The organism is Streptomyces sp. PsTaAH-137, from assembly GCF_003259365.1.
GTDB lineage: Bacteria > Actinomycetota > Actinomycetes > Streptomycetales > Streptomycetaceae > Streptomyces.
The window spans coordinates 39,745-62,630 of sequence record NZ_QLLY01000020.1; the positions used below are offsets into that span (position 1 = coordinate 39,745).

23 protein-coding genes and 1 riboswitch are annotated in these 22,886 nt (G+C 70.6%); of the genes, 15 read left to right on the plus strand and 8 right to left on the minus strand.

Annotation, left to right across the window (positions count from 1 at the left end; all coding sequences use genetic code 11):
• Positions 1 to 3: 3 nt before the first annotated feature.
• The 4 genes from K377_RS33780 to gcvT form a co-directional block, all read right to left on the minus strand.
• A complete protein-coding gene (locus K377_RS33780; RefSeq protein ID WP_111667430.1) occupies positions 4 to 1,374 on the minus strand; it encodes an L-serine ammonia-lyase in 1,371 nt (456 codons plus the stop codon).
• Between the two features lie 140 nt (positions 1,375 to 1,514).
• On the minus strand, positions 1,515 to 2,786 hold the full coding sequence (gene glyA / locus K377_RS33785; protein ID WP_111667431.1) for a serine hydroxymethyltransferase: 1,272 nt from the start codon (positions 2,784 to 2,786) through the stop codon (positions 1,515 to 1,517).
• A gap of 8 nt (positions 2,787 to 2,794) precedes the next feature.
• Entirely contained in the window at positions 2,795 to 3,172 is a 378-nt protein-coding gene (gene gcvH / locus K377_RS33790) for a glycine cleavage system protein GcvH (protein ID WP_111667432.1), read from the minus strand.
• A gap of 55 nt (positions 3,173 to 3,227) precedes the next feature.
• Complete coding sequence (gcvT, locus tag K377_RS33795) at positions 3,228 to 4,355, minus strand: glycine cleavage system aminomethyltransferase GcvT (RefSeq protein ID WP_111667433.1); 1,128 nt, start codon at positions 4,353 to 4,355, stop codon at positions 3,228 to 3,230.
• A gap of 138 nt (positions 4,356 to 4,493) precedes the next feature.
• Positions 4,494 to 4,591, minus strand: a riboswitch (glycine riboswitch).
• Between the two features lie 105 nt (positions 4,592 to 4,696).
• On the opposite strand from gcvT, the gene K377_RS33800 reads away from it, so the two are divergent.
• The 11 genes from K377_RS33800 to K377_RS33850 all read left to right on the plus strand — a co-directional run bounded on the left by K377_RS33800 (position 4,697) and on the right by K377_RS33850 (position 17,163).
• Positions 4,697 to 5,371 carry an AAA family ATPase gene (locus tag K377_RS33800; protein WP_375605982.1) on the plus strand — a complete coding sequence of 225 codons (675 nt, stop codon included), beginning with the start codon at positions 4,697 to 4,699 and terminating at the stop codon, positions 5,369 to 5,371.
• Positions 5,372 to 5,462: 91 nt separating this feature from the next.
• A complete protein-coding gene (locus K377_RS33805; protein ID WP_111667434.1) occupies positions 5,463 to 6,281 on the plus strand; it encodes an enhanced serine sensitivity protein SseB in 819 nt (272 codons plus the stop codon).
• A 135-nt stretch (positions 6,282 to 6,416) separates the two neighbouring features.
• On the plus strand, positions 6,417 to 7,217 hold the full coding sequence (locus K377_RS33810) for an enhanced serine sensitivity protein SseB C-terminal domain-containing protein (RefSeq protein WP_111667435.1): 801 nt from the start codon (positions 6,417 to 6,419) through the stop codon (positions 7,215 to 7,217).
• A gap of 438 nt (positions 7,218 to 7,655) precedes the next feature.
• Entirely contained in the window at positions 7,656 to 8,660 is a 1,005-nt protein-coding gene (locus K377_RS33815; protein WP_111667436.1) for an ABC transporter permease, read from the plus strand.
• Between the two features lie 106 nt (positions 8,661 to 8,766).
• Positions 8,767 to 10,539 (plus strand): ABC transporter substrate-binding protein, encoded by a 1,773-nt coding sequence (locus K377_RS33820; protein WP_111667437.1) that lies wholly within the window; start codon positions 8,767 to 8,769, stop codon positions 10,537 to 10,539.
• Between the two features lie 123 nt (positions 10,540 to 10,662).
• A complete protein-coding gene (locus K377_RS33825; protein WP_111667438.1) occupies positions 10,663 to 11,664 on the plus strand; it encodes an ABC transporter permease in 1,002 nt (333 codons plus the stop codon).
• Positions 11,661 to 12,758 carry an ABC transporter ATP-binding protein gene (locus K377_RS33830; protein ID WP_111667439.1) on the plus strand — a complete coding sequence of 366 codons (1,098 nt, stop codon included), beginning with the start codon at positions 11,661 to 11,663 and terminating at the stop codon, positions 12,756 to 12,758. The genes K377_RS33825 and K377_RS33830 overlap by 4 nt, the downstream gene beginning before the upstream one ends.
• 26 nt (positions 12,759 to 12,784) lie before the next feature.
• Entirely contained in the window at positions 12,785 to 13,954 is a 1,170-nt protein-coding gene (locus tag K377_RS33835; protein ID WP_272920585.1) for an ABC transporter ATP-binding protein, read from the plus strand.
• 167 nt (positions 13,955 to 14,121) lie between these two features.
• Positions 14,122 to 15,516, plus strand: coding sequence for a M1 family metallopeptidase (locus tag K377_RS33840; protein WP_111667441.1), 1,395 nt, complete (start codon positions 14,122 to 14,124; stop codon positions 15,514 to 15,516).
• Positions 15,517 to 15,544: 28 nt separating this feature from the next.
• Positions 15,545 to 16,216 (plus strand): trimeric intracellular cation channel family protein, encoded by a 672-nt coding sequence (locus tag K377_RS33845; protein WP_111667442.1) that lies wholly within the window; start codon positions 15,545 to 15,547, stop codon positions 16,214 to 16,216.
• A 62-nt stretch (positions 16,217 to 16,278) separates the two neighbouring features.
• Positions 16,279 to 17,163: a thioesterase family protein gene (locus tag K377_RS33850; protein ID WP_111667443.1), complete on the plus strand. Its 885-nt coding sequence runs from the start codon at positions 16,279 to 16,281 to the stop codon at positions 17,161 to 17,163.
• A gap of 7 nt (positions 17,164 to 17,170) precedes the next feature.
• On the opposite strand, the gene K377_RS33855 is transcribed toward K377_RS33850, so the two are convergent.
• Both K377_RS33855 and K377_RS33860 read right to left on the minus strand, forming a co-directional pair.
• The gene (locus K377_RS33855) at positions 17,171 to 18,037 is read right to left on the minus strand and encodes an alpha/beta fold hydrolase (protein WP_111667444.1); all 867 of its coding nucleotides are present in this window, start codon (positions 18,035 to 18,037) and stop codon (positions 17,171 to 17,173) included.
• A gap of 18 nt (positions 18,038 to 18,055) precedes the next feature.
• Positions 18,056 to 18,679: a TetR family transcriptional regulator gene (locus tag K377_RS33860; RefSeq protein WP_111667445.1), complete on the minus strand. Its 624-nt coding sequence runs from the start codon at positions 18,677 to 18,679 to the stop codon at positions 18,056 to 18,058.
• 100 nt (positions 18,680 to 18,779) lie between these two features.
• Between K377_RS33860 and K377_RS41875 the strand changes: the two genes are divergently transcribed.
• The 3 genes from K377_RS41875 (at position 18,780) to K377_RS33870 (ending at position 20,504) form a co-directional block, all read left to right on the plus strand.
• Positions 18,780 to 18,935: a hypothetical protein gene (locus tag K377_RS41875; RefSeq protein WP_181512707.1), complete on the plus strand. Its 156-nt coding sequence runs from the start codon at positions 18,780 to 18,782 to the stop codon at positions 18,933 to 18,935.
• A 32-nt stretch (positions 18,936 to 18,967) separates the two neighbouring features.
• Positions 18,968 to 19,252: a hypothetical protein gene (locus tag K377_RS33865; RefSeq protein WP_111667446.1), complete on the plus strand. Its 285-nt coding sequence runs from the start codon at positions 18,968 to 18,970 to the stop codon at positions 19,250 to 19,252.
• An 82-nt stretch (positions 19,253 to 19,334) separates the two neighbouring features.
• A complete protein-coding gene (locus tag K377_RS33870) occupies positions 19,335 to 20,504 on the plus strand; it encodes a cysteine desulfurase family protein (protein WP_111667447.1) in 1,170 nt (389 codons plus the stop codon).
• Positions 20,505 to 20,508: 4 nt separating this feature from the next.
• On the opposite strand, the gene K377_RS33875 is transcribed toward K377_RS33870, so the two are convergent.
• Entirely contained in the window at positions 20,509 to 21,216 is a 708-nt protein-coding gene (locus tag K377_RS33875; protein WP_111667448.1) for an N-acetylmuramoyl-L-alanine amidase, read from the minus strand.
• An 89-nt stretch (positions 21,217 to 21,305) separates the two neighbouring features.
• Between K377_RS33875 and mnmA the strand changes: the two genes are divergently transcribed.
• On the plus strand, positions 21,306 to 22,454 hold the full coding sequence (mnmA, locus tag K377_RS33880; protein WP_111667449.1) for a tRNA 2-thiouridine(34) synthase MnmA: 1,149 nt from the start codon (positions 21,306 to 21,308) through the stop codon (positions 22,452 to 22,454).
• Here mnmA and K377_RS33885 read toward each other — a convergent pair.
• On the minus strand, positions 22,451 to 22,849 hold the full coding sequence (locus K377_RS33885; RefSeq protein ID WP_111667450.1) for a hypothetical protein: 399 nt from the start codon (positions 22,847 to 22,849) through the stop codon (positions 22,451 to 22,453). The genes mnmA and K377_RS33885 overlap by 4 nt on opposite strands.
• Positions 22,850 to 22,886: the final 37 nt, after the last annotated feature.

Below are 22,886 nucleotides of genomic sequence, written 5' to 3' on the forward strand. Positions count from 1 at the left end.
CCCTCAGCACTCGATGATGTTGACGGCGAGGCCGCCCCTCGCCGTCTCCTTGTACTTCACCGACATGTCCGCACCGGTGTCCCGCATGGTCTTGATGACCTTGTCCAGGGACACCTTGTGCGAGCCGTCGCCGCGCATCGCCATCTTGGCCGCGGTGACCGCCTTCACGGCCGCCATGCCGTTGCGCTCGATGCACGGGATCTGGACCAGGCCGCCGACCGGGTCGCAGGTCAGGCCGAGGTTGTGCTCCATGCCGATCTCCGCCGCGTTCTCCACCTGCTCCGGGGAGCCGCCGAGCACCTCGGCGAGCGCGCCGGCCGCCATCGAGCAGGCCGAGCCGACCTCGCCCTGGCAGCCGACCTCGGCGCCGGAGATCGAGGCGTTCTCCTTGAAGAGCATGCCGATGGCACCGGCCGAGAGGAGGAAGCGGACCACGCCCTCCTCGTCGGCACCGGGCACGAAGTTGACGTAGTAGTGCAGGACCGCCGGGATGATGCCCGCCGCGCCGTTGGTCGGGGCGGTCACCACACGGCCGCCCGCCGCGTTCTCCTCGTTGACCGCCATCGCGTACAGGGTGATCCACTCCATGGCGTGGGCCAGCGGATCGCCCTCGGCGCGCAGCTTGCGGGCCGAACTCGCGGCGCGGCGGCGGACCTTGAGGCCGCCCGGCAGGATGCCCTCGCGGGCCATGCCGCGGGAGGTGCACGCCTGCATGACCCGCCAGATCTCCAGCAGGCCCGCGCGGATCTCGTCCTCGGTGCGCCAGGCCTTCTCGTTCTCCAGCATCAGCGCCGGGATGGACAGGCCGGTCTCGTGGGTGAGGCGGAGCAGCTCGTCGCCGGTGCGGAAGGGGTGCTTCAGGACCGTGTCGTCGGGGACGATCGGGTTGTCGCCGGCCACGGCGTCCTCATCGACGACGAAGCCGCCGCCGACCGAGTAGTACGTCTTGGTGAGCAGCTCCGCGCCGTCGGCGTCGTGGGCCCACAGGGTCATGCCGTTCGCGTGGTACGGCAGGGCCTTGCGGCGGTGCAGGATCAGGTCCTCGTCGAAGTCGAAGCCGATCTCGTGCACGCCGAGGACGCTGATCCGGCCGGACGTCCTGATCGCCTCGACGCGCTGGTCGGCGTGCTCGACGTCGACGGTGCGCGGGGAGTCGCCCTCCAGGCCGAGCAGCACCGCCTTCGGGGTGCCGTGGCCGTGTCCGGTGGCGCCGAGGGAGCCGTACAGCTCGGCGCGTATCGAGGCGGTGTGGGCCAGCAGGCCCTCGTTCTTGAGGCGGCGCGCGAACATGCGGGCCGCGCGCATCGGGCCGACCGTGTGGGAGCTGGACGGGCCGATGCCGATCGAGAACAGGTCGAAGACCGAGATGGCCACGGTGGAACTCCAATGGTGGTGGTAGACGCCGTTGTCTGCCGGGTGGGGCATGAGAGGGGGACGTGCCACGGGGCACCCTGCTCACTGTCCAGTGTGCGGGGTGCCCCGAGAATTCGTACGACGCAAAGCGTACGGAATGACTACAGGCCGGGGTACAGCGGGTGCTTCTCCGCGAGCGCGGTCACCCGGGCCTTCAGCGCCTCGGCGTCGTAGGACGGCTTGAGGGTCTCGGCGATGACGTCGGCGACCTCACGGAAGTCGTCGGCGCCGAAGCCGCGGGTGGCCAGCGCGGGGGTGCCGATGCGCAGGCCGGAGGTGACCATCGGCGGGCGCGGGTCGTTCGGGACCGCGTTGCGGTTGACCGTGATGCCGACCTCGTGGAGCCGATCCTCGGCCTGCTGGCCGTCGAGCTCCGAGTCGCGCAGGTCGACGAGGACCAGGTGGACGTCGGTGCCGCCGGAGGCCACGTTCACGCCGTGGGCGCGGGCGTCCTCCGAGGTCAGGCGCTCGGCGAGGATCTGGGCGCCCTCGATCGTGCGCTGCTGGCGCTCCTTGAAGCCCTCGCTCGCGGCGACCTTGAAGGAGACGGCCTTGGCCGCGATCACGTGCTCCAGGGGGCCGCCCTGGAAGCCCGGGAAGACCGCGGAGTTCAGCTTCTTCGCGAACTCCTTGGAGCGGGCGAGGATGATGCCGCCGCGCGGGCCGCCGAGCGTCTTGTGCGTCGTGGAGGTGACGACGTCGGCGTACGGCACGGGGTTCGGGTGCAGGCCCGCGGCCACCAGGCCCGCGAAGTGCGCCATGTCGACCCACAGGTACGCCTCGACCTCGTCGGCGATGCGACGGAACTCGGCGAAGTCCAGCTGGCGGGGGTAGGCCGACCAGCCCGCGATGATGACCTTCGGGCGGTGCTCCTTGGCGAGGCGCTCGACCTCGGCCATGTCGACCAGGCCGGCCTCGTCCACGTGGTACGCGACCACATCGAACTGCTTGCCGGAGAAGTTCAGGCGCATGCCGTGGGTGAGGTGGCCGCCGTGCGCCAGGTCCAGGCCGAGGATCGTGTCGCCGGGCTTGGCGATGGCGAACAGGGCGGCCTGGTTCGCGGAGGCGCCCGAGTGCGGCTGCACGTTGGCGTACTCGGCGCCGAACAGCTCCTTCACCCGGTCGATGGCGATCTGCTCGGTGACGTCGACGTGCTCGCAGCCGCCGTAGTAGCGGCGGCCGGGGTAGCCCTCGGCGTACTTGTTGGTGAGGACCGACCCTTGCGCCTCCATGACGGCGACCGGGGCGAAGTTCTCCGACGCGATCATCTCGAGCGTCGACTGCTGGCGGCGCAGCTCGGCGTCGACGGCCTCGGCCACGTCCGGGTCGAGCTCGTGCAGGGATTCGTTCAGTACGGACTTCTGCTCAGTCATGAGGGGGGTCAGCTCCCGGAGAACTCGGTGTACTCGTCGGCGGTGAGCAGGTCGGCCGGCTCCTCGGCGAGGCGGACCTTGAACAGCCAGCCGCCCTCGAACGGGGCCGAGTTCACGAGCGCCGGGTCGTCCACGACGTCCTGGTTGATCTCGGTGACCTCGCCCGTCACCGGGGAGTACAGGTCGGACACGGACTTGGTCGACTCCAGCTCGCCGCAGGTCTCGCCCGCGGTGGCGGTGTCGCCGACCTCGGGGAGCTGGACGAAGACGATGTCACCGAGCGCGTTGGCCGCGTGCTCCGTGATGCCGACGGTGGCGACGCCGTCCTCGGTGGCCGACAGCCACTCGTGTTCCTTGCTGTAGCGCAGCTGCTGGGGGTTGCTCATGAGGCGAATTCTCCTGTACGGGGGAGGGTGCTGATGACGGCGGGGCTGGTCAGGGTCACTTCTGGCGCTTGTAGAACGGCAGAGCCACGACCTCGTACGGCTCGTGCGTACCACGGATGTCGACGCCGACACCCGCCGTGCCCGGCGCGGCGTGCGAGGGGTCCACGTACGCGATGGCGATCGGCTTGCCGAGCGTCGGGGACGGGGCGCCGGAGGTGATCTCGCCGATCACCCGGCCGTCGGCGACGACGGACATCCCGGCGCGCGGGACGCGGCGGCCCTCGGCGATCAGGCCGACCAGCTTGCGGGGCGGGGCGGTCTCGGCGCGCTCGGCGGCTTCCTTCAGCGCGTCGTGGCCGACGAAGTCGTCGCCGTGGGACGTCTTCTCGAACTTCACGACGCGGCCGAGCCCGGCGTCGAACGGGGTCAGCTCCGTGGTCAGCTCGTGCCCGTACAGCGGCATGCCCGCCTCCAGGCGCAGCGTGTCCCGGCAGGACAGGCCGCAGGGGACCAGGCCGTACGCGGCGCCGGCCTCGGTCAGCGCCTGCCACAGCTTCTCGGCGTCGGCCGGGGCGACGAACAGCTCGAAGCCGTCCTCGCCGGTGTAGCCGGTGCGGGCGATGAGCGCCTCGACGCCCGCGACGGTGCCGGGCAGACCCGCGTAGTACTTCAGGCCGTCCAGGTCGGCGTCCGTGACGGACTTCACGATGGCGGGGGAGTTCGGGCCCTGCACGGCGATCAGCGCGTACGCGTCCCGGTCGTCGCGGACCTCGGCGTCGAAGCCCTCGGCGCGCTCGGTGAGGGCGTCGAGGACGATCTGCGCGTTGCCCGCGTTGGCGACGACCATGTACTCGCTCTCGCCGAGCCGGTAGACGATCAGGTCGTCGAGGATGCCGCCGTCCGCGCGGCAGATCATCGTGTAGCGGGCGCGGCCGACGCCGACCGAGCCGATGTTGCCGACGAGCGCGTGGTTGAGCAGGTCCACGGCCTGGGCGCCGGTGACGGTGATCTCGCCCATGTGGGACAGGTCGAAGAGACCGGCCTTCGTACGGACGGCGGTGTGCTCGTCACGCTCGCTGCCGTAGCGCAGCGGCATGTCCCAGCCGGCGAAATCGGTCATCGTGGCGCCGAGCGCGCGGTGCAGGGCATCGAGCGCGGTCAGGCGGGAAGGCGTAGGGCTCATTGCGAGTGCTCCAGGGCATGACGGCGAGGGCGAAGTGTCCTCCCCATCTGTCATCGGAACCTGAGAGGTTCGCCCCGAGGGGCTTGCACCTTGGGTGGGGCCGCCGTACGAGACGGTCGGCCCGCTTTTCAGATGTGCCTCGCCCGCGCGGTTCGGGGCCTGAGAGATTCAAGGGAGGGACTTGCTCCTTCGGCGCCCAGGACAGCGTGTGCCTGGAACTCTCCCGCGCGGATTCAAGCGGCCTGTATGCAGTTGGCGCGCACATCATTGCATGTCCGGGGAACGGGGAAACAGACCGGAGGGCATTACCTACTCTTTACACTTGGCGGGCAGGAAGTGGCGTGACCGGAACGGGGAGGACGATCACGGTGCACAAGGAGTTGGCGGGGGCGTACGCGACCACGGCGCCGGCGGTGGCGGGGGTGCGGATTCCTCGGCAGCGCTCGGTGCGGGACCTGCGGGGGCGGGGCGGCCGCACCCCGCGCCGGATCGGCTTCGCGGCCGGTGACCTGGTCGTGCTGTCGGGGCTGCCGGGCAGCGGGAAGTCCACGCTGATGCGGCGCGTGGTCACCGTGGTGCGGATCGACTCCCAGGACACCCGGGAGCGCTGGGCGGCCCGGATGCCGCGCTGGCTGCCGTACGTGCTCTACCGGCCGCTGGTCCGCGTCGCGCACTACGCGGGCCTGCGCCGCGCGATGCGCTCCGGCGCCAGCCTCGTCGTGCACGACTGCGGGACGCAGGCCTGGGTGCGGCGCTGGGTGACGCGGTCGGCCGGGCGGCGCGGCGCCGCCGTCCATCTGATCCTGCTCGACGTGCCGCCGGACCTGGCGCTCGACGGCCAGCGCGACCGGGGCCGGGGCGTCTCGCGCTATGCCTTCGCCCGGCACCGCAGGGCGGTCACCGCCCTCGTCACGTCGACCGAGTCGGGAGACCTCCCGGCCGGCATCGAGTCGGCGGTGCTCCTCGACCGCGCGGCGTCCGACGCACTCGGCGGAATCACGTTCCTGGAGCGCTGAGACCGCGGGGGAGTCCCCCCGGCGGTACCGCCGAACGGGTTATCGTCGGCCGGACCGCATGTCAGGGCCGGAGCAGAGGTTGAAGGCAGCTATGGAGACGCCGGGCATCCCGGAGCAGCAGGGGCACGAGCACTACGCGCAGGGCGAGGGCGCGGCGCACGCCCACCCGCAGCCGCAGCACACCTGGCCGGCGAACGAGCTGGAGGAGGTCCTCTCCGCGGCGCTCGGCCGGCCCGAGGGCGGCGGCCGCATCGTCGAGGTGCTGGGCCGCAGCCACCTGTGGATCCCGCTGCCCAAGGGCGGCGGCCCGGCCAGCCGCGACCTCGATCTGCCCACGCTGGAGATGGAGGGCCAGGCGTATGTGCCCGTCTTCAGCTCCGAGCACGAGTTCATGCGGGTCACCGGCGGCCGGATGGACTGCACGGTGGCCCCGGCGGCGGAGTTCGCCCGCGGCCTGCCGCCGCAGGTCGGCCTCGCGGTGAACCCGGACGGCACCATCGGGATCCCGCTCCCGCCGCCGGCCGTCGCCGAGCTGGCGCGCGGCGGCCGCACCCCGCTGGACGGTCCCGCGACCGGCGGCCGGGTCGTGCTCTCCGAGCCGGACTGGCAGGACGACCCGGTCGACTTCCTGACCGCGGTGCGCGAGGAGTTCGACGCGTCCGGCACCGTCCGCACGGCGCGCCGCTGCCTGGCGGTCGTCGAGGACGGCGCCCCGTCGCTGTTCATCGGTGTGGAGCTCACCGAGTGGGAGGGCCCGGCGCGGGACGTCCCGCTGGACGCGCTCGGCCGTGCGCTGGGCCGGACGCCGGTCGCCTGGCCGGTCAATCTCGTCTTTCTCGACGTCACTCAGGACCCGGTCGCGGACTGGCTTCGGACCCGTGTTCGTCCGTTCTATGCGCGAGAGGTGTGACACCGTCCGTCAAGTCGGTGTCAGTAACGCCGCTTAAGCTGGTTTCATGACCTGACCGGGCGGTGTCACACCGCCCGGCGCGGGGCGATCGGGCGATCCGCAGACGGGCAGAAGTACACGAAGGGGCGGTTACGGGTGAGTGCGTCGGGCACGGCCGCGGCCGGACAGGTCGAGCAGATGCTGCGCCAGGTGACTCCCGGGCGCTACGACGCGTACGAGGCGCTGCTCCAGGCACTCGCCGATCCCGCGGCGGGCCAGGTGTGGATGCTGCTCTGGCACGGCCAGGCGGGCTCCCCGGACGCCCAGTACGGGAACATGGAGGTCGACGGCTTCGGCTACGCGCCCTGTGTCACCTCCGCCCAAGAGCTCTCCGCCTCCGGCTGGTCGCGCGCGTACGAGGTGGTCGGCGGCGTCGACGCGGCCCGCACCCTCTACCCCGACCACTACGGCCTCTGGCTCAATCCGCACGCGCCGGGCGGCGGCGTCGGCATCCCCTGGCTCGACCTGCGCCGGATCGCGGGCGGCCTCGACCGGCAGCCCGCCGGTCCGCTGCGGCTGTCCGAGCCGACGATCGACCTCCCGCAGTTCTACGCGGTCCTCGCGCAGAACGCGCACCGGACGACCGCCGTGCGGGCGCTGCGCCGCGCCTGGGTGCAGCCCGCGCTCGGCGCCCCCTACCTCGCCATCGGCCTCGATGTGTACGACACGTCGCCCGCGTCGGTGGACTCGGTGCGCGCGATGATGCAGCAGTCCGTCACGGCGGTGCCGGACGGTCTGCCGGTGTCCACGGTCGCGATGTCCGACGAGTACGACCCGGTGGCGATGTGGCTGCGGGCGAACGCCCGGCCGTTCTACGACCGCGAGGCGCACGTCGCCCCTGCGGGGCAGGCCGGTGGCGGGTACGGGTATCCGCCGCCTTACGGCGCCTCGTACTGACCCTTTTGTCATCAAACGCCGGACGGGCTGGGAGCACCCAGCCCGTCCGGCGTTTGAGGGCGAGCCGTTCAGGCGATCCGCCTGAACCTCAATTCATCCTCAACTCCGCGTGTGCGGCGGTCATTTCGGGAAGAGACGGGTTGCGGGAGAGAAGCGCCCTCGTGGGGCCAATGTCCGACTCGCCGCCTCTTCCGCCCCAACTGCCCACTGTTCGCACGCCGTTGACCGCCGTCCGGATAACGGAACCCCCCAGACAGCATCACGTTTAGGCATCCTTTCCCCGTCAAGTCTGGCAACAGATCGCACACAGGTTGAAGACTCCCGCTCCAAGGGGTTCGACCTCGTGTACGACCCCTCTGAGTACGACGGACTGAATCACGCCGCCACCAGCGGCAAGTGCGGGCCGGTCACCGCCGGTTGAGAGGGGTCCCTGCCACGATGACGGCACCATTGCACGACACGACCGCGGAGGCGGAGCCGGTCGCGTCGGTCGACACTGCCGCGAGCCAGTCAGGCGGCAAGGTCGAAGGACGGTCGCTGAAGCAGATCGCCTGGAACCGCCTCAAGCAGGACAAGGTCGCCCTGGCCGGTGGCATCGTTGTCGTCCTTCTGATCCTGGTCGCGGTCTTCGCCCCGCTCATCGTCGGTCTGCTGGGCCACCCGCCCAACGACTTCCACCAGGACAAGCTCGATCCGCTGACGAACCTGCCCACCGGTTCGCTGGGCGGCGTCAGCAGCGACTACCTGTTCGGCGTCGAGCCCAACAAGGGCCGCGACGTCTTCAGCCGGGTCGTCTACGGCGCCCGGATCTCGCTGCTCGTCGCGTTCCTCGCGGCGATCGTCGCCGTCGTGCTCGGCACGGTCTTCGGCGTCGTCGCGGGCTTCTTCGGCGGCTGGGTCGACTCGATCATCAGCCGGGTCATGGACGTGCTGCTCGCCTTCCCGCAGCTGCTCTTCATCATCTCGCTGGTCTCCGTGCTCCCCGACGACATGCTCGGGCTGACCGGAACGGGCGTCCGCGTCGCCATCCTCGTCCTGGTCATCGGCTTCTTCGGCTGGCCCTACGTGGGCCGGATCGTCCGGGGCCAGACGCTGTCGCTGCGTGAGCGCGAGTACGTGGAGGCGGCCCGCTCGCTGGGCGGCGGCAGCCGGCACATCCTGCTGCGCGAACTGCTGCCCAACCTGGTGGCGCCGATCGTCGTCTACATGACGCTGATGATCCCCACCAACATCCTCACCGAGGCCGCCCTCAGCTTCCTCGGCGCGGGTGTGCGCCCGCCGACCGCCTCCTGGGGCGGCATGCTCCGCGACGCGCTCGCGACGTACGAGCACGACCCGATGTTCATGGTCTTCCCCGGTGTCACGATCTTCGTCACCGTCCTCGCGTTCAACCTCTTCGGGGACGGGCTGCGCGACGCGCTCGACCCCAAGGGCACCCGCTAGGCACCAACAGCCCTCTTTCCACAGGCCCCTGTCGCATCGTCAGGCGGCGCACCCGACTGGTTCATCGGCGACTCGCCCGGACCGCGATCTCGGAGGATACGAGAAAATGCCCACAGGTATTCCCAAGCGACGGCTCGCTGCGTGCGCGGCCCTCGTCGTCGGGGCGCTGGCGGCCACTACGGCGTGCGGTGGCGGTGACGGCGACAGCAAGGACGGAGCCAAGGCTCCCGGTTTCAACGCCGCGCTGAACAAGGTCGTCAACGCGTCCACCAAGAAGGGCGGGACGCTGAAGTTCGTCGGCAAGCAGGACTTCGACTCCCTGGACCCGCAGCGCACGTACTACGGCATGACCTGGGACTTCATGCGGTACTACACCCGCACCCTGGTCACCTACGACACCAAGCCGGGCAACGGCTCCAACAAGCTGGTCGGCGACCTGGCCACCGCGCCCGCCACCGTCTCGGACGACGGCAAGACCTACACGTACAAGCTGCGTGACGGTCTGACCTGGGAGGACGGCTCGAAGCTGACCTCCAAGGACGTCAAGTACGGCATCGAGCGCATCTGGGCCACCGACGTCATCACCGGCGGTCCCGGCTACCTGCGCTCCACGCTCGACCCCAAGGGCGAGTACAAGGGCCCGTACAAGGACAAGTCGAAGGACAAGCTGGGCCTGAAGGCGATCGAGACGCCGGACGACCAGACGATCGTCTTCCACCTGCCCAAGGCCAACGGTGACTTCGAGCAGATGCTCGCCATGCCGACCGGCGCCCCGGTGCCGCAGGCGAAGGACACCAAGGAGAAGTACACCCAGAAGCCGGTGTCCTCGGGCCCGTACAAGGTCCAGAGCTACAACACCGGCAAGAGCCTGACGCTGGTGCGCAACACGGCCTGGAAGAAGTCGTCCGACCCGATCCGCCCGGCCCTGCCGGACAAGATCACGGTCACCATCTCCGCCAACCTGGAGGAGAACGACAAGCGCCTGATGGCCGGCGACTACGACGTCGACGTCAACGGCACCGGCATGACCCAGGCCGGCCGTGTCTCGGCCGTCGAGAAGTACCGGGGCAACGTCGACAACGTCCAGACCTCCTTCGTGCGCTACGTGGCCCTGGTCACCGCCACCAAGCCGCTGGACAACGTCGAGTGCCGCAAGGCCGTCTTCTACGGCACCGACTTCGCGAGCATCCAGCAGTCCCGCGGCGGCAAGGTGGCCGGTGGCGAGATCGCCAACTCCACCTTCCCGAAGTCCATCCCGGGCTACAGCGACTACGACCCGTACGGGATCGTCGCCCGCAAGGGCAAGCCGGACGTGGCCAAGGCCAAGGACGCGCTGAAGCAGTGCGGCAAGCCGAACGGCTTCTCCACCAAGATCTCCGCCCGCAGCAACAACCCGGGTGAGGTCGACGCGGCCGAGGCGCTCCAGGCGTCGCTCTCGAAGATCGGCATCAAGCTGACGATCGACTCGATCGACGGTGCCCAGGCCTCCTCGATCACCGGTTCGCCGAAGGTCGTCAAGTCCCGTGGCTACGGCATGACGATGAGCGGCTGGGGCCCCGACTTCAACTCCGGCCAGGGTTACGCGCAGCCGCTGTTCGACAGCCGCTTCATCTTCCCGACCGGCAACTACAACGAGTCGCAGATCAAGGACAAGAAGGTCGACAAGCTCTTCGACGACGCGATCGGCACCACCGACCTGAACAAGGCCAAGCAGATCTACACCGACCTGGACCACGAGATCCTGGACCAGGCCTACTGGATGCCGTTCATCTACGAGAAGAACATCTCGTGGCGCAGCAGCCGCCTGACCAACGTGTACTCGTCCGCCGCCTACAGCGGTCGCTACGACTACGTGATGCTCGGCGTCGGCAACAAGTAGTCGTAGTCCTTCCGGTCGTTGAGCTGATCCCGCTCATGCCGTCGAAACCCGCCAGTCCGAAGGGCAGGTGATGGCCTCGGCGGCGGGGACCCCGAACGGGTCCCCGCCGCCGGGCCGCGCACAGTGCTTGCTTATCTCATCCGGCGCCTGTTCGCCGTCCTCATCATGGTGCTGATCGTGTTGTTCGCGACCTTCACCATCTTCTTCATGCTGCCCAAATGGGCGGGCCAGGACGTCGCCGTCCTCTTCGCCGGCAAGGCCACCAGCCCCGAGGCGCTGGACGGCATCCGCATCAAGCTGGGCCTCAACGACCCGCTGCTCGTGCAGTTCTGGGACTTCGTGCGGGGCATCCCGCTCGGCCGTGACTACACCAACGGCGGCGACATCACCCACTGCCCCGCCCCCTGCTTCGGGTACTCCTTCCGCACCGAGGCACCCGTGTGGGACACCCTCAAGGCGGACGCGCCCATCACCGGCGCCCTGGCGCTCGGCGCCTGCGTCCTGTGGCTGCTCGGCGGCGTCGCCACCGGCGTCACCTCCGCCCTCAAGCGCGGCACCTTCTGGGACCGCGCCGCGATGACCACCGCCCTCGGCGGCGTCTCGCTCCCCGTCTTCTTCACCGGCATGGTCGCGATGGGCATCTTCGTCCACACCCTGGGCTGGGTGCACATCGCCGACTCGCTGTCCACGGACGACTCGATCGGTACGTGGCTGCAGACGCTGATCCTGCCGTGGATCGTGCTCGCCTTCCTCAACGCCGCGATGTACGCGAGACTCACCCGCGCCACCATGCTGGAGATTCTCGGCGAGGACTACATCCGCACCGCGCGCGCCAAGGGACTCGGCGAGTCCGCCGTCATCACCCGGCACGCGCTGCGCTCGGCGATGACCCCGATCCTCACCGTCTTCGGACTCGACCTCGGTGTGCTGCTCGGCGGCGCCGTGCTCACCGAGTCCACGTTCAACCTGCCGGGTCTCGGTCTCGAAGCGGTCCAGGCCATCAGCAACAAGGACCTGCCCGTGATCCTCGGCGTGACGCTGTTCGCGGCCCTCGCGATCGCCGTCGCCAACCTCGTCGTGGACCTTCTGTACGCCGTCATCGACCCGCGAGTGAGGCTGGGATGACCGACCTGCACAAGACCGGAGCGGCGGTCGGCGAACCCGTCACCGCCTCCGGCGCCCCCAGCGCCTTCCTGGAGGTCCGCGACCTCAAGGTGCACTTCCCGACCGACGACGGCCTGGTCAAGTCCGTCGACGGGCTCTCCTTCACCCTGGAGAAGGGGCGCACCCTCGGCATCGTCGGCGAGTCCGGATCAGGCAAGTCCGTCACCTCGCTCGGCATCATGGGCCTGCACACCGCGGGCCAGTACGGCCGGCGCAAGGCGCAGATCAGCGGCGAGATCTGGCTGGAGGGCACCGAACTGCTCTCCGGCGACCAGGACGCCGTCCGCCGGCTGCGCGGCCGCGACATGGCGATGATCTTCCAGGACCCGCTCTCCGCGCTGCACCCGTACTACACGATCGGCAAGCAGATCGTGGAGGCGTACCGGGTCCACCACGACGTCGACAAGAAGACCGCGCGCAAGCGGGCGATCGAGATGCTCGACCGGGTCGGCATCCCGCAGCCCGACAAGCGGGTCGACGCCTACCCGCACGAGTTCTCCGGCGGTATGCGCCAGCGCGCGATGATCGCGATGGCGCTGGTGAACAACCCCGAGCTGCTGATCGCCGACGAGCCGACCACGGCCCTCGACGTGACCGTGCAGGCGCAGATCCTGGACCTGATCCGCGATCTGCAGAAGGAGTTCGGCTCCGCGGTCATCATGATCACGCACGACCTCGGCGTCGTCGCGGAGATGGCCGACGAACTGCTCGTGATGTACGGCGGCCGGTGCGTCGAGCGCGGCAGCGCCACCCAGGTCTTCACCGAACCCCAGCACCCCTACACCTGGGGCCTGCTGGGCTCGATGCCCCGCATCGACCGGGAGCAGACCGAACGGCTCACGCCGGTCAAGGGCTCCCCGCCCAGCCTGATCAACCTGCCGTCCGGCTGCGCCTTCAACCCGCGCTGCCCGTACGCGGACGTCCCCAAGGACAACATCACCCGTACCGAGCGCCCCGAACTGCGCGAGGTCGGCTCCGGTCACTTCTCCGCCTGCCACATGTCGGGCGAGGAGCGGGAGCGGATCTGGACCGAAGAGATTGCGCCGAAGCTGTGACGGACGCCAAAGGACCCGAGACCGAGATGACGATCCCCCAGCAGGCGGCCGACTCTCCCCAGACTCCGCAGACCTCTGCCGACCCGGCGCCGGGCGAGCCGCTGCTCAAGGTCGAGAACCTGGTCAAGCACTTCCCGATCAAGAAGGGCCTGCTCAAGCGGCAGGTCGCCGCCGTGCAGGCGGTCGACGGGCTGACCTTCGACGTCCGCGCGGGGGAGACCCTGGGCGTCGTCGGCGAGTCCGGCTGCGGCAAGTCGACGATGGGCCGGCTCATCACGCGGCTGCTCGAACCGACCGCGGGCCGCGTCGAGTTCGAGGGCCAGGACATCACGCACCTGGGCACCGGCGGCATGCGTCCGCTGCGCCGCGACGTGCAGATGATCTTCCAGGACCCGTACTCCTCGCTGAACCCGCGCCACAACATCGGCACGATCGTCGGCGCCCCGTTCAAGCTCCAGGGCGTCAAGCCCGAGGGCGGCGTGAAGAAGGCGGTCCAGGACCTCCTGGAGCGGGTCGGGCTCAACCCCGAGCACTACAACCGCTACCCGCACGAGTTCTCCGGCGGCCAGCGCCAGCGCATCGGCATCGCCCGCGCGCTCGCCCTGCGGCCGAAGCTGGTCGTGGCGGACGAGCCGGTCTCGGCGCTCGACGTGTCGATCCAGGCCCAGGTCGTGAACCTCCTGGAGGACCTCCAGGACGAGTTCGGCCTGACCTACGTGATCATCGCGCACGACCTCTCGGTCATCCGGCACGTCTCGGACCGGATCGCGGTGATGTACCTCGGCAAGATCGTGGAGCTGGCGGACCGCGACGACCTCTACTCCACGCCGATGCACCCGTACACCAAGGCGCTGCTGTCCGCGGTGCCGGTGCCGGACCCCAAGCGGCGCGGCGTCAAGAGCGAGCGGATCCTGCTGCGCGGCGACGTCCCGTCGCCGATCGACCCGCCGAAGGGCTGCCGCTTCCACACCCGCTGCTGGAAGGCGACGGAGCTGTGCGCGACGAAGGAGCCGCCGCTGCTTCAGCTCGCGTCCGGCCACCAGGTCGCCTGCCACCACCCGGAGAACGCCCCCGACCAGGCCCCCGAGGACACCAAGCTCCTCTCGGCCGCCAAGGAGGCGATCGACGTGGTGACGGTCCCGGCACCGGCGGATGCGGTGGAGGCCGAGGAGCCGGAGGCTCCGGCGGACAAGTAGTAGACGGTTCGGTCGTGGCCGGCCTCGGCTCTCGTCGTGGCCGGTCGCGCAGTTCCCCGCGCCCCTGACTCGGCGTATATGGCCCAGAAAGGGCATGTACACGCCCACCCTTGAGCGGCAGAGTTCCCGTGTCCGGCACACAGGATCACGCTCGAAGGGACGCCCACATGCTCTCCCGTTCGGCAAAACTGGCCGCGCTCACCGTCGCGGCGGCCTCCTTCACTCTGATCGCCGCAGCCCCCGCCCCCACCCCCGGCTCCACCGGCATCGGCGACCCGTACTTCCCGGAGCTCGGCAACGGCGGCTTCGACGCCCGCCACTACGACCTGGACGTCGCCTACAACCCCGACACCGACCGCCTCGACGGCCGGACGACCCTCACCGCGCGGGCCACCCAGAACCTCTCGTCCTTCGACCTCGACCTGCAAAAACTCACGGTCACCCGGATAGAAGTGAACGGCAGACGCGCCGACTTCACCCGCGCCGGCGACGAGATCACCATCACCCCGCGCACCCCGCTCCGCAGGGGCGCCACCTTCACCGCCACGGTCACCTACAACGGCGTCCCCGAACCCCTCAGCGGCCCCATCGTCTTCGGCTCCGACTACGGCTGGATGAAGACCGCCGACGGCGTCTTCGTCGCCTGCGAGCCGAACGCCGCCTCCACCTGGTTCCCCTCCAGCGACCACCCCTCCGACAAGGCGACGTACGACATCCGCATCAAGGCCCCCAAGGGCCTTACCGGAGTCTCGAACGGGCGGCTCGTCAGCACGTACGACACCGACAAGGGCACGCGGACCGTCCACCACTGGCGCGAGTCGAAGCCGATGGCGACCTACCTCGCGACCGCCAGCATCGGGAAGTTCGACGTGAAGACCGGCCGCACCCCCGGCGGCACCCCCCTCTACGTGGCCATCGACCCGGTCCTCGCCAACAGCAACAGCGTCGACGTGTACGGGGTCACCGCCGAGGCCACCGACTACTGGTCGCAGGTCTTCGGCCCGTACCCCTTCGAGGAGACCGGCGCCGTCGTCGACGACATGCCCGAGGCCGGTTTCTCCCTGGAGACCCAGTCCAAGCCCAGCTACTCCGCCGTCCGCAACGAGTCGACGATCGTCCACGAGCTGGCCCACCAGTGGTTCGGCGACTCCGTCTCCGTCGAGCAGTGGAGGGACATCTGGCTCAACGAGGGCTTCGCCACGTACGCCCAGTGGCTGTGGACCGAGCACAAGGGCGGCGCCTCCGCCCACGACTCCTTCCTCGCGGGCTACAACTCCCGCCCGGCGACCTCCTCCTTCTGGCAGACGAAGGTCGGCGACCCGCAGCGCGACACCATGTTCGCCTCCGCCGTGTACCAGCGCGGCGCGATGACCCTCCAGATGCTGCGCGAGCGCATCGGCGACAAGGCGTTCTTCAAACTGCTCCCGCTGTGGACCCGACTCCACCGGTACGAGAACGCCCGGACGTCCGACTTCATCGCCCTCGCCGAACGGGTCTCGGGGCAGCAATTGGACGACCTGTTCGACACCTGGCTGTTCACGACGGGCAAGCCGACGCTCTAGGCGCGAACCCGACAGGTAAAAATATCGGGTGATCCAGGAACTGTTCACCCCCTCCGTCCAGCACTGGCTCGACCTCGTCGGCATCTTCGTGTTCGCCATCTCCGGCGCGCTGATGGCCGTACGCAAGAACTGGGACGTCTTCGGCATCGGCGCCCTGGCCGAGGTCACCGCGCTGGGCGGAGGGCTGTTCCGCGATCTGGTCATCGGGGCCGTGCCGCCGGCCGCCTTCACCGACCTCGGCTACTTCATCACCCCGCTGTTCGCCGCCGCCCTCGTCTTCTTCCTGCACCCCGAGGTCGAACGCACCCAGGTCGCGGTGAACATCTTCGACGCGGCCGGCCTCGGCCTGTTCTGCGTCACCGGCACGACCAAGGCGTACGACTACGGGCTCGGCCTCACCTCGTCGGCCGTGCTCGGCCTGGCCACGGCGGTCGGCGGCGGTGTGCTGCGCGACATGGTCGCCAACGAGGTGCCGTCGCTCGTGCGCTGGGACCGCGACCTGTACGCCGTCCCCGCGATCGTCGGCGCCGTCATCGTGGTGCTCTGCATCCGCTTCGACGCGCTCAACGGGTTCACCAGCGGCGTCGCCGTGCTGACCGCCTTCATCCTGCGGCTGCTGGCGATGCGCTACCACTGGCGGGCGCCGCGCGCGTGGAACCGCAGGTCCACGGCGGTGGAGGTGCCGGAGGAGACACCGTGAGGCTGTCGTGAGGACCGTCTCTAAAGCTACCGCTTAGTAATGAGCTGTCGTACGCTTCCTGCATGGCAGACGCAGCATCCACGCAGGCACCCACCGGCCCGGCCGCGATCGGCGACAGCGAGTTCGACCGCGACACCGCCGTCACCCGGCGCGATCCCGCCGTCCCCGGGGTCTACGACATCGAGCTGTCCGCCGGCTGGACGATCATCAACGCCGTCAACGGCGGCTATCTGCTCGCCGTGCTGGGCCGCGCGCTCGCCGACACCCTGCCGCACGCCGACCCGTTCACGATCTCGGCGCACTACCTGACCGCTTCCGTGGCGGGCCCCGCCGTGATCCGCACGGACGTGGTCCGCACCGGCCGCACCCTCTCCACCGGCCAGGCGTCCCTGTTCCAGTACGCGGAGGACGGCACCGAGGTCGAGCGGATCCGCGTCCTCGCCTCGTACGGCGACCTGGACGCGCTCCCCGACGACGTCCGCACCAGCGCCAAGCCGCCCGCCATGCCGCCGGTCGAGCAGTGCTTCGGCGCCGCCGACGCGCCCTCGGACGGTCCGCGCATCCCGGGCAGCTCGGCCATCACCGACCGCCTCGACGTGAAGCTGGACCCGGCGACCCTGGGCTGGGCCCTCGGTGCCCCCTCGGGCAAGGGCGAGATGCGGGCCTGGTTCGGCCTGGCCGACGGCCGGGACGCGGACCCGCTCTCCCTGCTCCTCACCGTGGACGCACTGCCGCCGACCGCGTTCGAGATGGGCCTCAAGGGCTGGGTCCCGACCGTCGAACTGACCGCCCACATCCGCTGCCGCCCGGCCCCCGGCCCCCTCCGCGTCTCGATCACGACCCGCAACCTCGCGGGCGGCTTCCTGGAGGAGGACGCCGAGGTCTGGGACACCCAGGACCGCCTGGTCGCCCAGTCCCGCCAGCTGGCCCGCGTACGCCTGGGATAGCCGCGACTCAGGGGCGCGGGGAACCGCGCAACGGTCCCAGGAACTCCAGCAGCGCACCCGTGAGCTCGGCCGGAGCGTCCTCCTGGACGAGGTGCCCTGCCCCCTCGATGATCCGCAGCCCGGCACCGGGAATCATCGCGGCCAGCTCCCGCCCGCGGTCGACCGGAATCCAGGTGTCCTCGGCGCCCCAGCACACCAGAACGGGCAGCTCCAACTCCCCGTAACGGCCCTGGATGTCGTCGGTGAACCGCTGGTCGTTCTGCTCGATCTGCCGGTAGAAGGCGTCCCGTCCGGCCTCGGTCAGCCAGGGCGCGACCAGCCGCGCGTGGATGTCGGGCCGCAGCCCGGGGTGACTGCACGAGCTGATGTAGCGGTGCACGAGCGCCTCGTGCAGCTCGCCGGGCAACTGCCGGAAGACGTCGCCGTGTTCGGCGAGCAGCCGGTACGTGGGCGAGCCCCAGGGGGCCAGCGCCACGGGATCCACGAGCGCGAGCCGGGAGTAGGCGGCCCCGTGCAACAGGTGCGCGCGCAGGGCGACGGCGCCGCCGAAGTCATGGGCGACGACGGCGGGCGCCGGGCCCCCGGGGCCCAGGCCCCAGTGCTCCAGCAGCTCGGTGAGGACACGGGCCTGGACGTCGAGGCCGACACGCTGCCCGGAGCGCATCTCCGAGGCGCCGTAGCCGGGCAGGTCCCAGACGTACACGCGGAATCGGGCGGCGAGGGCCCGCGCGGGGGCGCGCCACACGTAGGACGAGAACGGGGTGCCGTGGACGAGGACGACGGGCGGGGCGTCCGGGGCGCCGAGCACGCTCCAGCGGACCTCTCCGGACGAGCCGATGAAGCCGTGGTCGAGTGTCCAGTCGGCTGCTGTCATGACCGTAAGGCTAGTTGCTCATGACGCGTCCAGCCAGTGCCTGCGCCCCAGGCTCACCAGCCTCAACTGCCGCTCCGCGAGCGCCGCCGCGCGGGGAGAGTCGGCCGGGGGAGTGGTGAGGAAGGCGGCGGCCGCCATCATCATGTGGTCCACGTACAGGCCGGCCAGCATCAGCAGATCGTCCTCGCTCCACCCCGCCGACTCGGGATCCCGGCGCAGGCCCGCCCGCACCTCCTCGGCGAACTGCCCGAACTGGGCGGCGATCGCCTCCCGTACCCGCTGCACCCCGCCGTGCCGCTCGCGCGCGATGAACCGCACATGGGCCGGGTGCGCGCGCACGTGCGCGGCGATCAACTCCACGGTCCGCGCGATGCGTTCGTCGCTGTCCCAGGTCGCCGTCAGCAGCTCCGAGACGACCACGTGCAGACTGCCGACCGCCTCCTCCACCAGCGCGGTCCCGAGATCGGCGATCGAGTCGAAGTGCCGGTAGAACGCGGTCGGCGCCATGCCCACGGCCCGGGTCACCTCGCGCAGCCCCAGGCTGCTGAGGCTCTGCTCCTCCAGCAGCTCCAGCGCCGCGTCGAGCAGCGCCTGCCGGGTCTTCTGTTTCTGCGCCTGACGGCTGCCGAGGGTGTGACTCATGTCATCCAGTTAACAACTGTTCTCCGTAATTGGACACCCGGGTGCGCGGTTAGACTCAATAGTCAGTGAACAGTTGTAACCCAACTCTGAGAGGTTTCCCGTGCTGTTCCTCGTAGTGGCCCTGCTGCTCCTGGGCTTCGCCCTCGGCACCGTCGCCCACGCACCGCTGTCCTTCACGCTCGTGGCCGCCGCCGTCATCGGCGTCTGGCTGGCCGTCTTCGCCGTGCGCGAGCGCGGTCGCCGCCACCAGCACTGAGTACGCAACCAGTCCATTCAGGGGGTACCACCATGCAGCTCACCGCACAGGCGCCGACCAAGGCCGCCCGGCCCGCCGGACGCCGTGACACCGACGGCATGGCCGTCGCCTCGTTCGTCCTCGGCCTCGTCGGCCTGCTCGTCATGAACGTCTTCCTCGGCCCCGTCGCGATCGTCCTCGCGGGCCTCGCGCTGTGGCGCGGCACCGAGCGGCGCGGCCGGGCCCTGCTCGGTCTCGGCCTCGGTGTCGCCGACCTCGTCGTGCTCGGCGCCCTCGTCGCCGCCGACGGCACGTTCTCCTGGAGCATCACGGGCTGACGCCCCTGGTGGGCCGCGCGTGGGAACGGGACCCCATGCGGCGGCCGAAGGGCTCCGGCGGGCTCGTAGAATCGTGCCCACCATGGCTTACCTCGACCACGCCGCGACCACCCCGATGCTTCCGGAGGCGGTCGAGGCGCTGACCGCCCAGCTCGCCGTCACCGGCAACGCCTCGTCCCTGCACGCCGCCGGACGCCGCGCCCGCCGCACGGTCGAGGAGTCCCGCGAGACCCTCGCCGAGTCGCTCGGCGCCCGCCCCAGCGAGGTCGTCTTCACCTCGGGCGGCACCGAGGCCGACAACCTCGCCGTCAAGGGCCTGTACTGGGCCCGCCGCGCCGCCGACCCGGCCCGCACCCGCGTCCTGTCCAGCCCCGTCGAGCACCACGCCGTCCTCGACGCCGTGCACTGGCTCGCCGAGCACGAGGGTGCCACCGTCGAGTACCTCCCCGTCGACGCGCACGGCCGCGTCCACGCCGAGGCGCTCCGGGACGCGATCGGGCGCAACCCGGCCGATGTCGCCCTGGCCACCGTCATGTGGGCCAACAATGAGATCGGCACCATCCAGCCGGTGCGCGAACTCGCCGACGTGGCACAGGAGTTCGACATCCCGCTGCACGCCGACGCGGTCCAGGCCTACGGCCAGATCCCGGTCGACTTCGCGGCCTCCGGCCTCGCGGCGATGACCGTGTCCGGCCACAAGATCGGCGGCCCGTACGGCATCGGCGCGCTGCTGCTCGGCCGCGAGTACACGCCCGTACCCGTCCTGCACGGCGGCGGCCAGGAGCGGCACGTCCGCTCCGGCACCCTCGACGTCCCCGCCATCGCCTCCTTCGCGACGGCGGGCCGGCTGGCCCACGAGCACCGTGACCGGTTCGCCCGCGAGATCGGCGCGCTGCGGGACGACCTGGTCACCGCGGTGCGCACCGCGGTCCCCGAGGCGATCCTCGGCGGCGACCCGGCCCCCGGCGGCCGCCTCCCCGCCAACGCCCACTTCACCTTCCCCGGCTGCGAGGGCGACTCCCTGCTCCTCCTCCTGGACGCGCAGGGCATCGAGTGCTCCACCGGCTCGGCCTGCACCGCGGGCATCGCCCAGCCCAGCCACGTCCTCCTCGCCACCGGCACCGACCCCGACCTGGCCCGCGGCACGCTGCGCTTCTCCCTCGGCCACACCTCGACGAGCGCCGACGTCGAGGCGGTCGCGAAGGCGATCGGCCCGGCGGCGGAACGCGCCCGCACGGCCGGCCTGAGCTGACCCGTCAGGCCTTCGCCGACCCGGGACGCCTGTCCGTCCGGGTCGGCCTGTTCGCCTTGTAGGCCGCCCGTACGAGCTTCATGTACCGGTCCCAGTCCCAGTGCGGCCCGGGATCGGTGTGGTCGGTGCCCGGTACCTCCACGTGCCCGATGATGTGCTTGCGGTCCACCGGTATCCCGTACCGTCTGCAGATCCCCGCGGTCAGCTTCGCCGAGGCCGCGTACATCGCGTCGGTGAAGTCCTCCGGCCGGTCCACGAAGCCTTCGTGCTCGATGCCGATGCTGCGCTGGTTGTAGTCCCTGTTCCCCGCGTGGAACGCGACGTCCAGCTCCCGGATCATCTGCGCGATGTGCCCGTCCTTGCGCACGACGTAGTGCGCGGACGCCCCGTGCCACGGGTCCTTGAACACCTGCAGCGTGCCGCTGTAACTGCCCTGCGTGACATGGATGACGACCATGTCGATCGGGTAGTCCGCGGGGCGGTCCGCCCGCCGCCAGTTCGCCGCGGCCGCCGCCACCCACTCCGCGCCCTTGAAGTCCACCTCGCCCGCCGTGCGCGGCTTGTCCACGCCGGGCATCTGCCACCACATCCGGGCGAGATCACCGCGCGCCAGCACACCGACACCCACGGCCGACACCAGCCCGCCGACGATCAAGGTCCGCCGGCTGACGCCCCGGTCACGGTCCTTGCCACCCGACCCCTGCTTCCCCACGCGGCGCCCCCGTCCCACCTTTCGCGTACATGTTCCATAACGGATATCGGAGCGATTCGGTTCCAGGCTCCCCGTACTCTGTTAGTGCTATGACTTCCCAGACCTCGCACGCAGCGCAGCGCCCCGCCCAGGACCGCCCCCTCCGCGTTCTCGCCGCCATGTCCGGCGGCGTCGACTCCGCCGTCGCGGCTGCCCGCGCCGCGGAAGCCGGCCACGACGTGACAGGCGTCCACCTCGCCCTGTCGGCGAACCCGCAGTCGTTCCGCACCGGCGCCCGTGGCTGTTGCACCATCGAGGACTCCCGCGACGCGCGCCGCGCGGCGGACGTCATCGGCATCCCGTTCTACGTCTGGGACCTCGCCGACCGCTTCCGCGAGGACGTCGTCGAGGACTTCGTCGCCGAGTACGAGGCCGGGCGCACCCCGAACCCGTGCCTGCGCTGCAACGAGAAGATCAAGTTCGCCGCGCTGCTCGACAAGGCGCTGGCCCTCGGCTTCGACGCGGTCTGCACGGGCCACTACGCGCAGGTGATCGTCAACGAGAACGGCGACCGCGAGCTGCACCGCGCGGCCGACATGGCCAAGGACCAGAGCTATGTCCTCGGCGTCCTGGACGACCGCCAGCTCGCCCACGCGATGTTCCCGCTCGGCGACACCGAGACGACGAAGGACGAGATCCGCGCGGAGGCCGAGCGCCGCGGCCTCGCCGTCGCCAAGAAGCCCGACTCCCACGACATCTGCTTCATCGCCGACGGCGACACCCAGGGCTTCCTGGCCTCCCGCCTCGGCAAGGCGGAGGGCGACATCGTTGACGAGTCGGGCACCAAGCTGGGCACCCACGAGGGCGCGTACGGCTACACCATCGGCCAGCGCAAGGGCCTGCGCATCGGCACCCCGGCCCCCGACGGCAAGCCCCGCTACGTCCTGGACATCTCCCCGGTGAACAACACGGTGACGGTGGGCCCGGTGGCCGCCCTCGACGTGTCCGCCCTGACCGCGATCAAGCCCCGCTGGTGCGGCGCGGCCCCCACGGGCCCCGGCACGTACACGGCCCAGCTCCGCGCCCACGGCGGCGAGACCGAGGTGACGGCGGAGCTGGTCGACGACGAGCTGCGGGTGTCCTTCGACGCCCCGGTGCGCGGCGTCGCGCCCGGCCAGGCGATCGTGCTCTACGCGGGCACGCGCGTGGTCGGCTCGGCGACGATCGCGACGACCGACCGGGCGACGGCGGTCGCCTAGCCGCTGACCCGGCCCGCCAGATAGTGGTGGAGCACCCCCGCGAGGTCGGTGCTCCACTGCGTCGCCACGGAGCGGCGGCGGGCCCGGACCCGGCACTCGTAGACCGGGCCGTCCGTCATCACCGCGGTCACGTACAGGCCGTCCGGCACGGGCTGGAACCGCACCGTGCGCACATACGCCCACGGGAGGTCGATCCCGTGCGGCCCCTGCTCGAAGTGGACGCCGTCGGAGTCGACCACCAGTCCGTTGTGGTCGTCGGCGGCGATGAACTCGGGGCCCGGAGCGGGGCCCACCGCCGGGGGCACGGACGGCGGCGGGGGAAAGACCGGCGGATGCGCGGGCGGCGGCCCGAAGCCGCCCTGGGGAACGTTCTGCTGCCCGTCGCCGTACGTCATGACGGTCTCACCCTTCGCCGCGCGCGGTGTCTCTGCG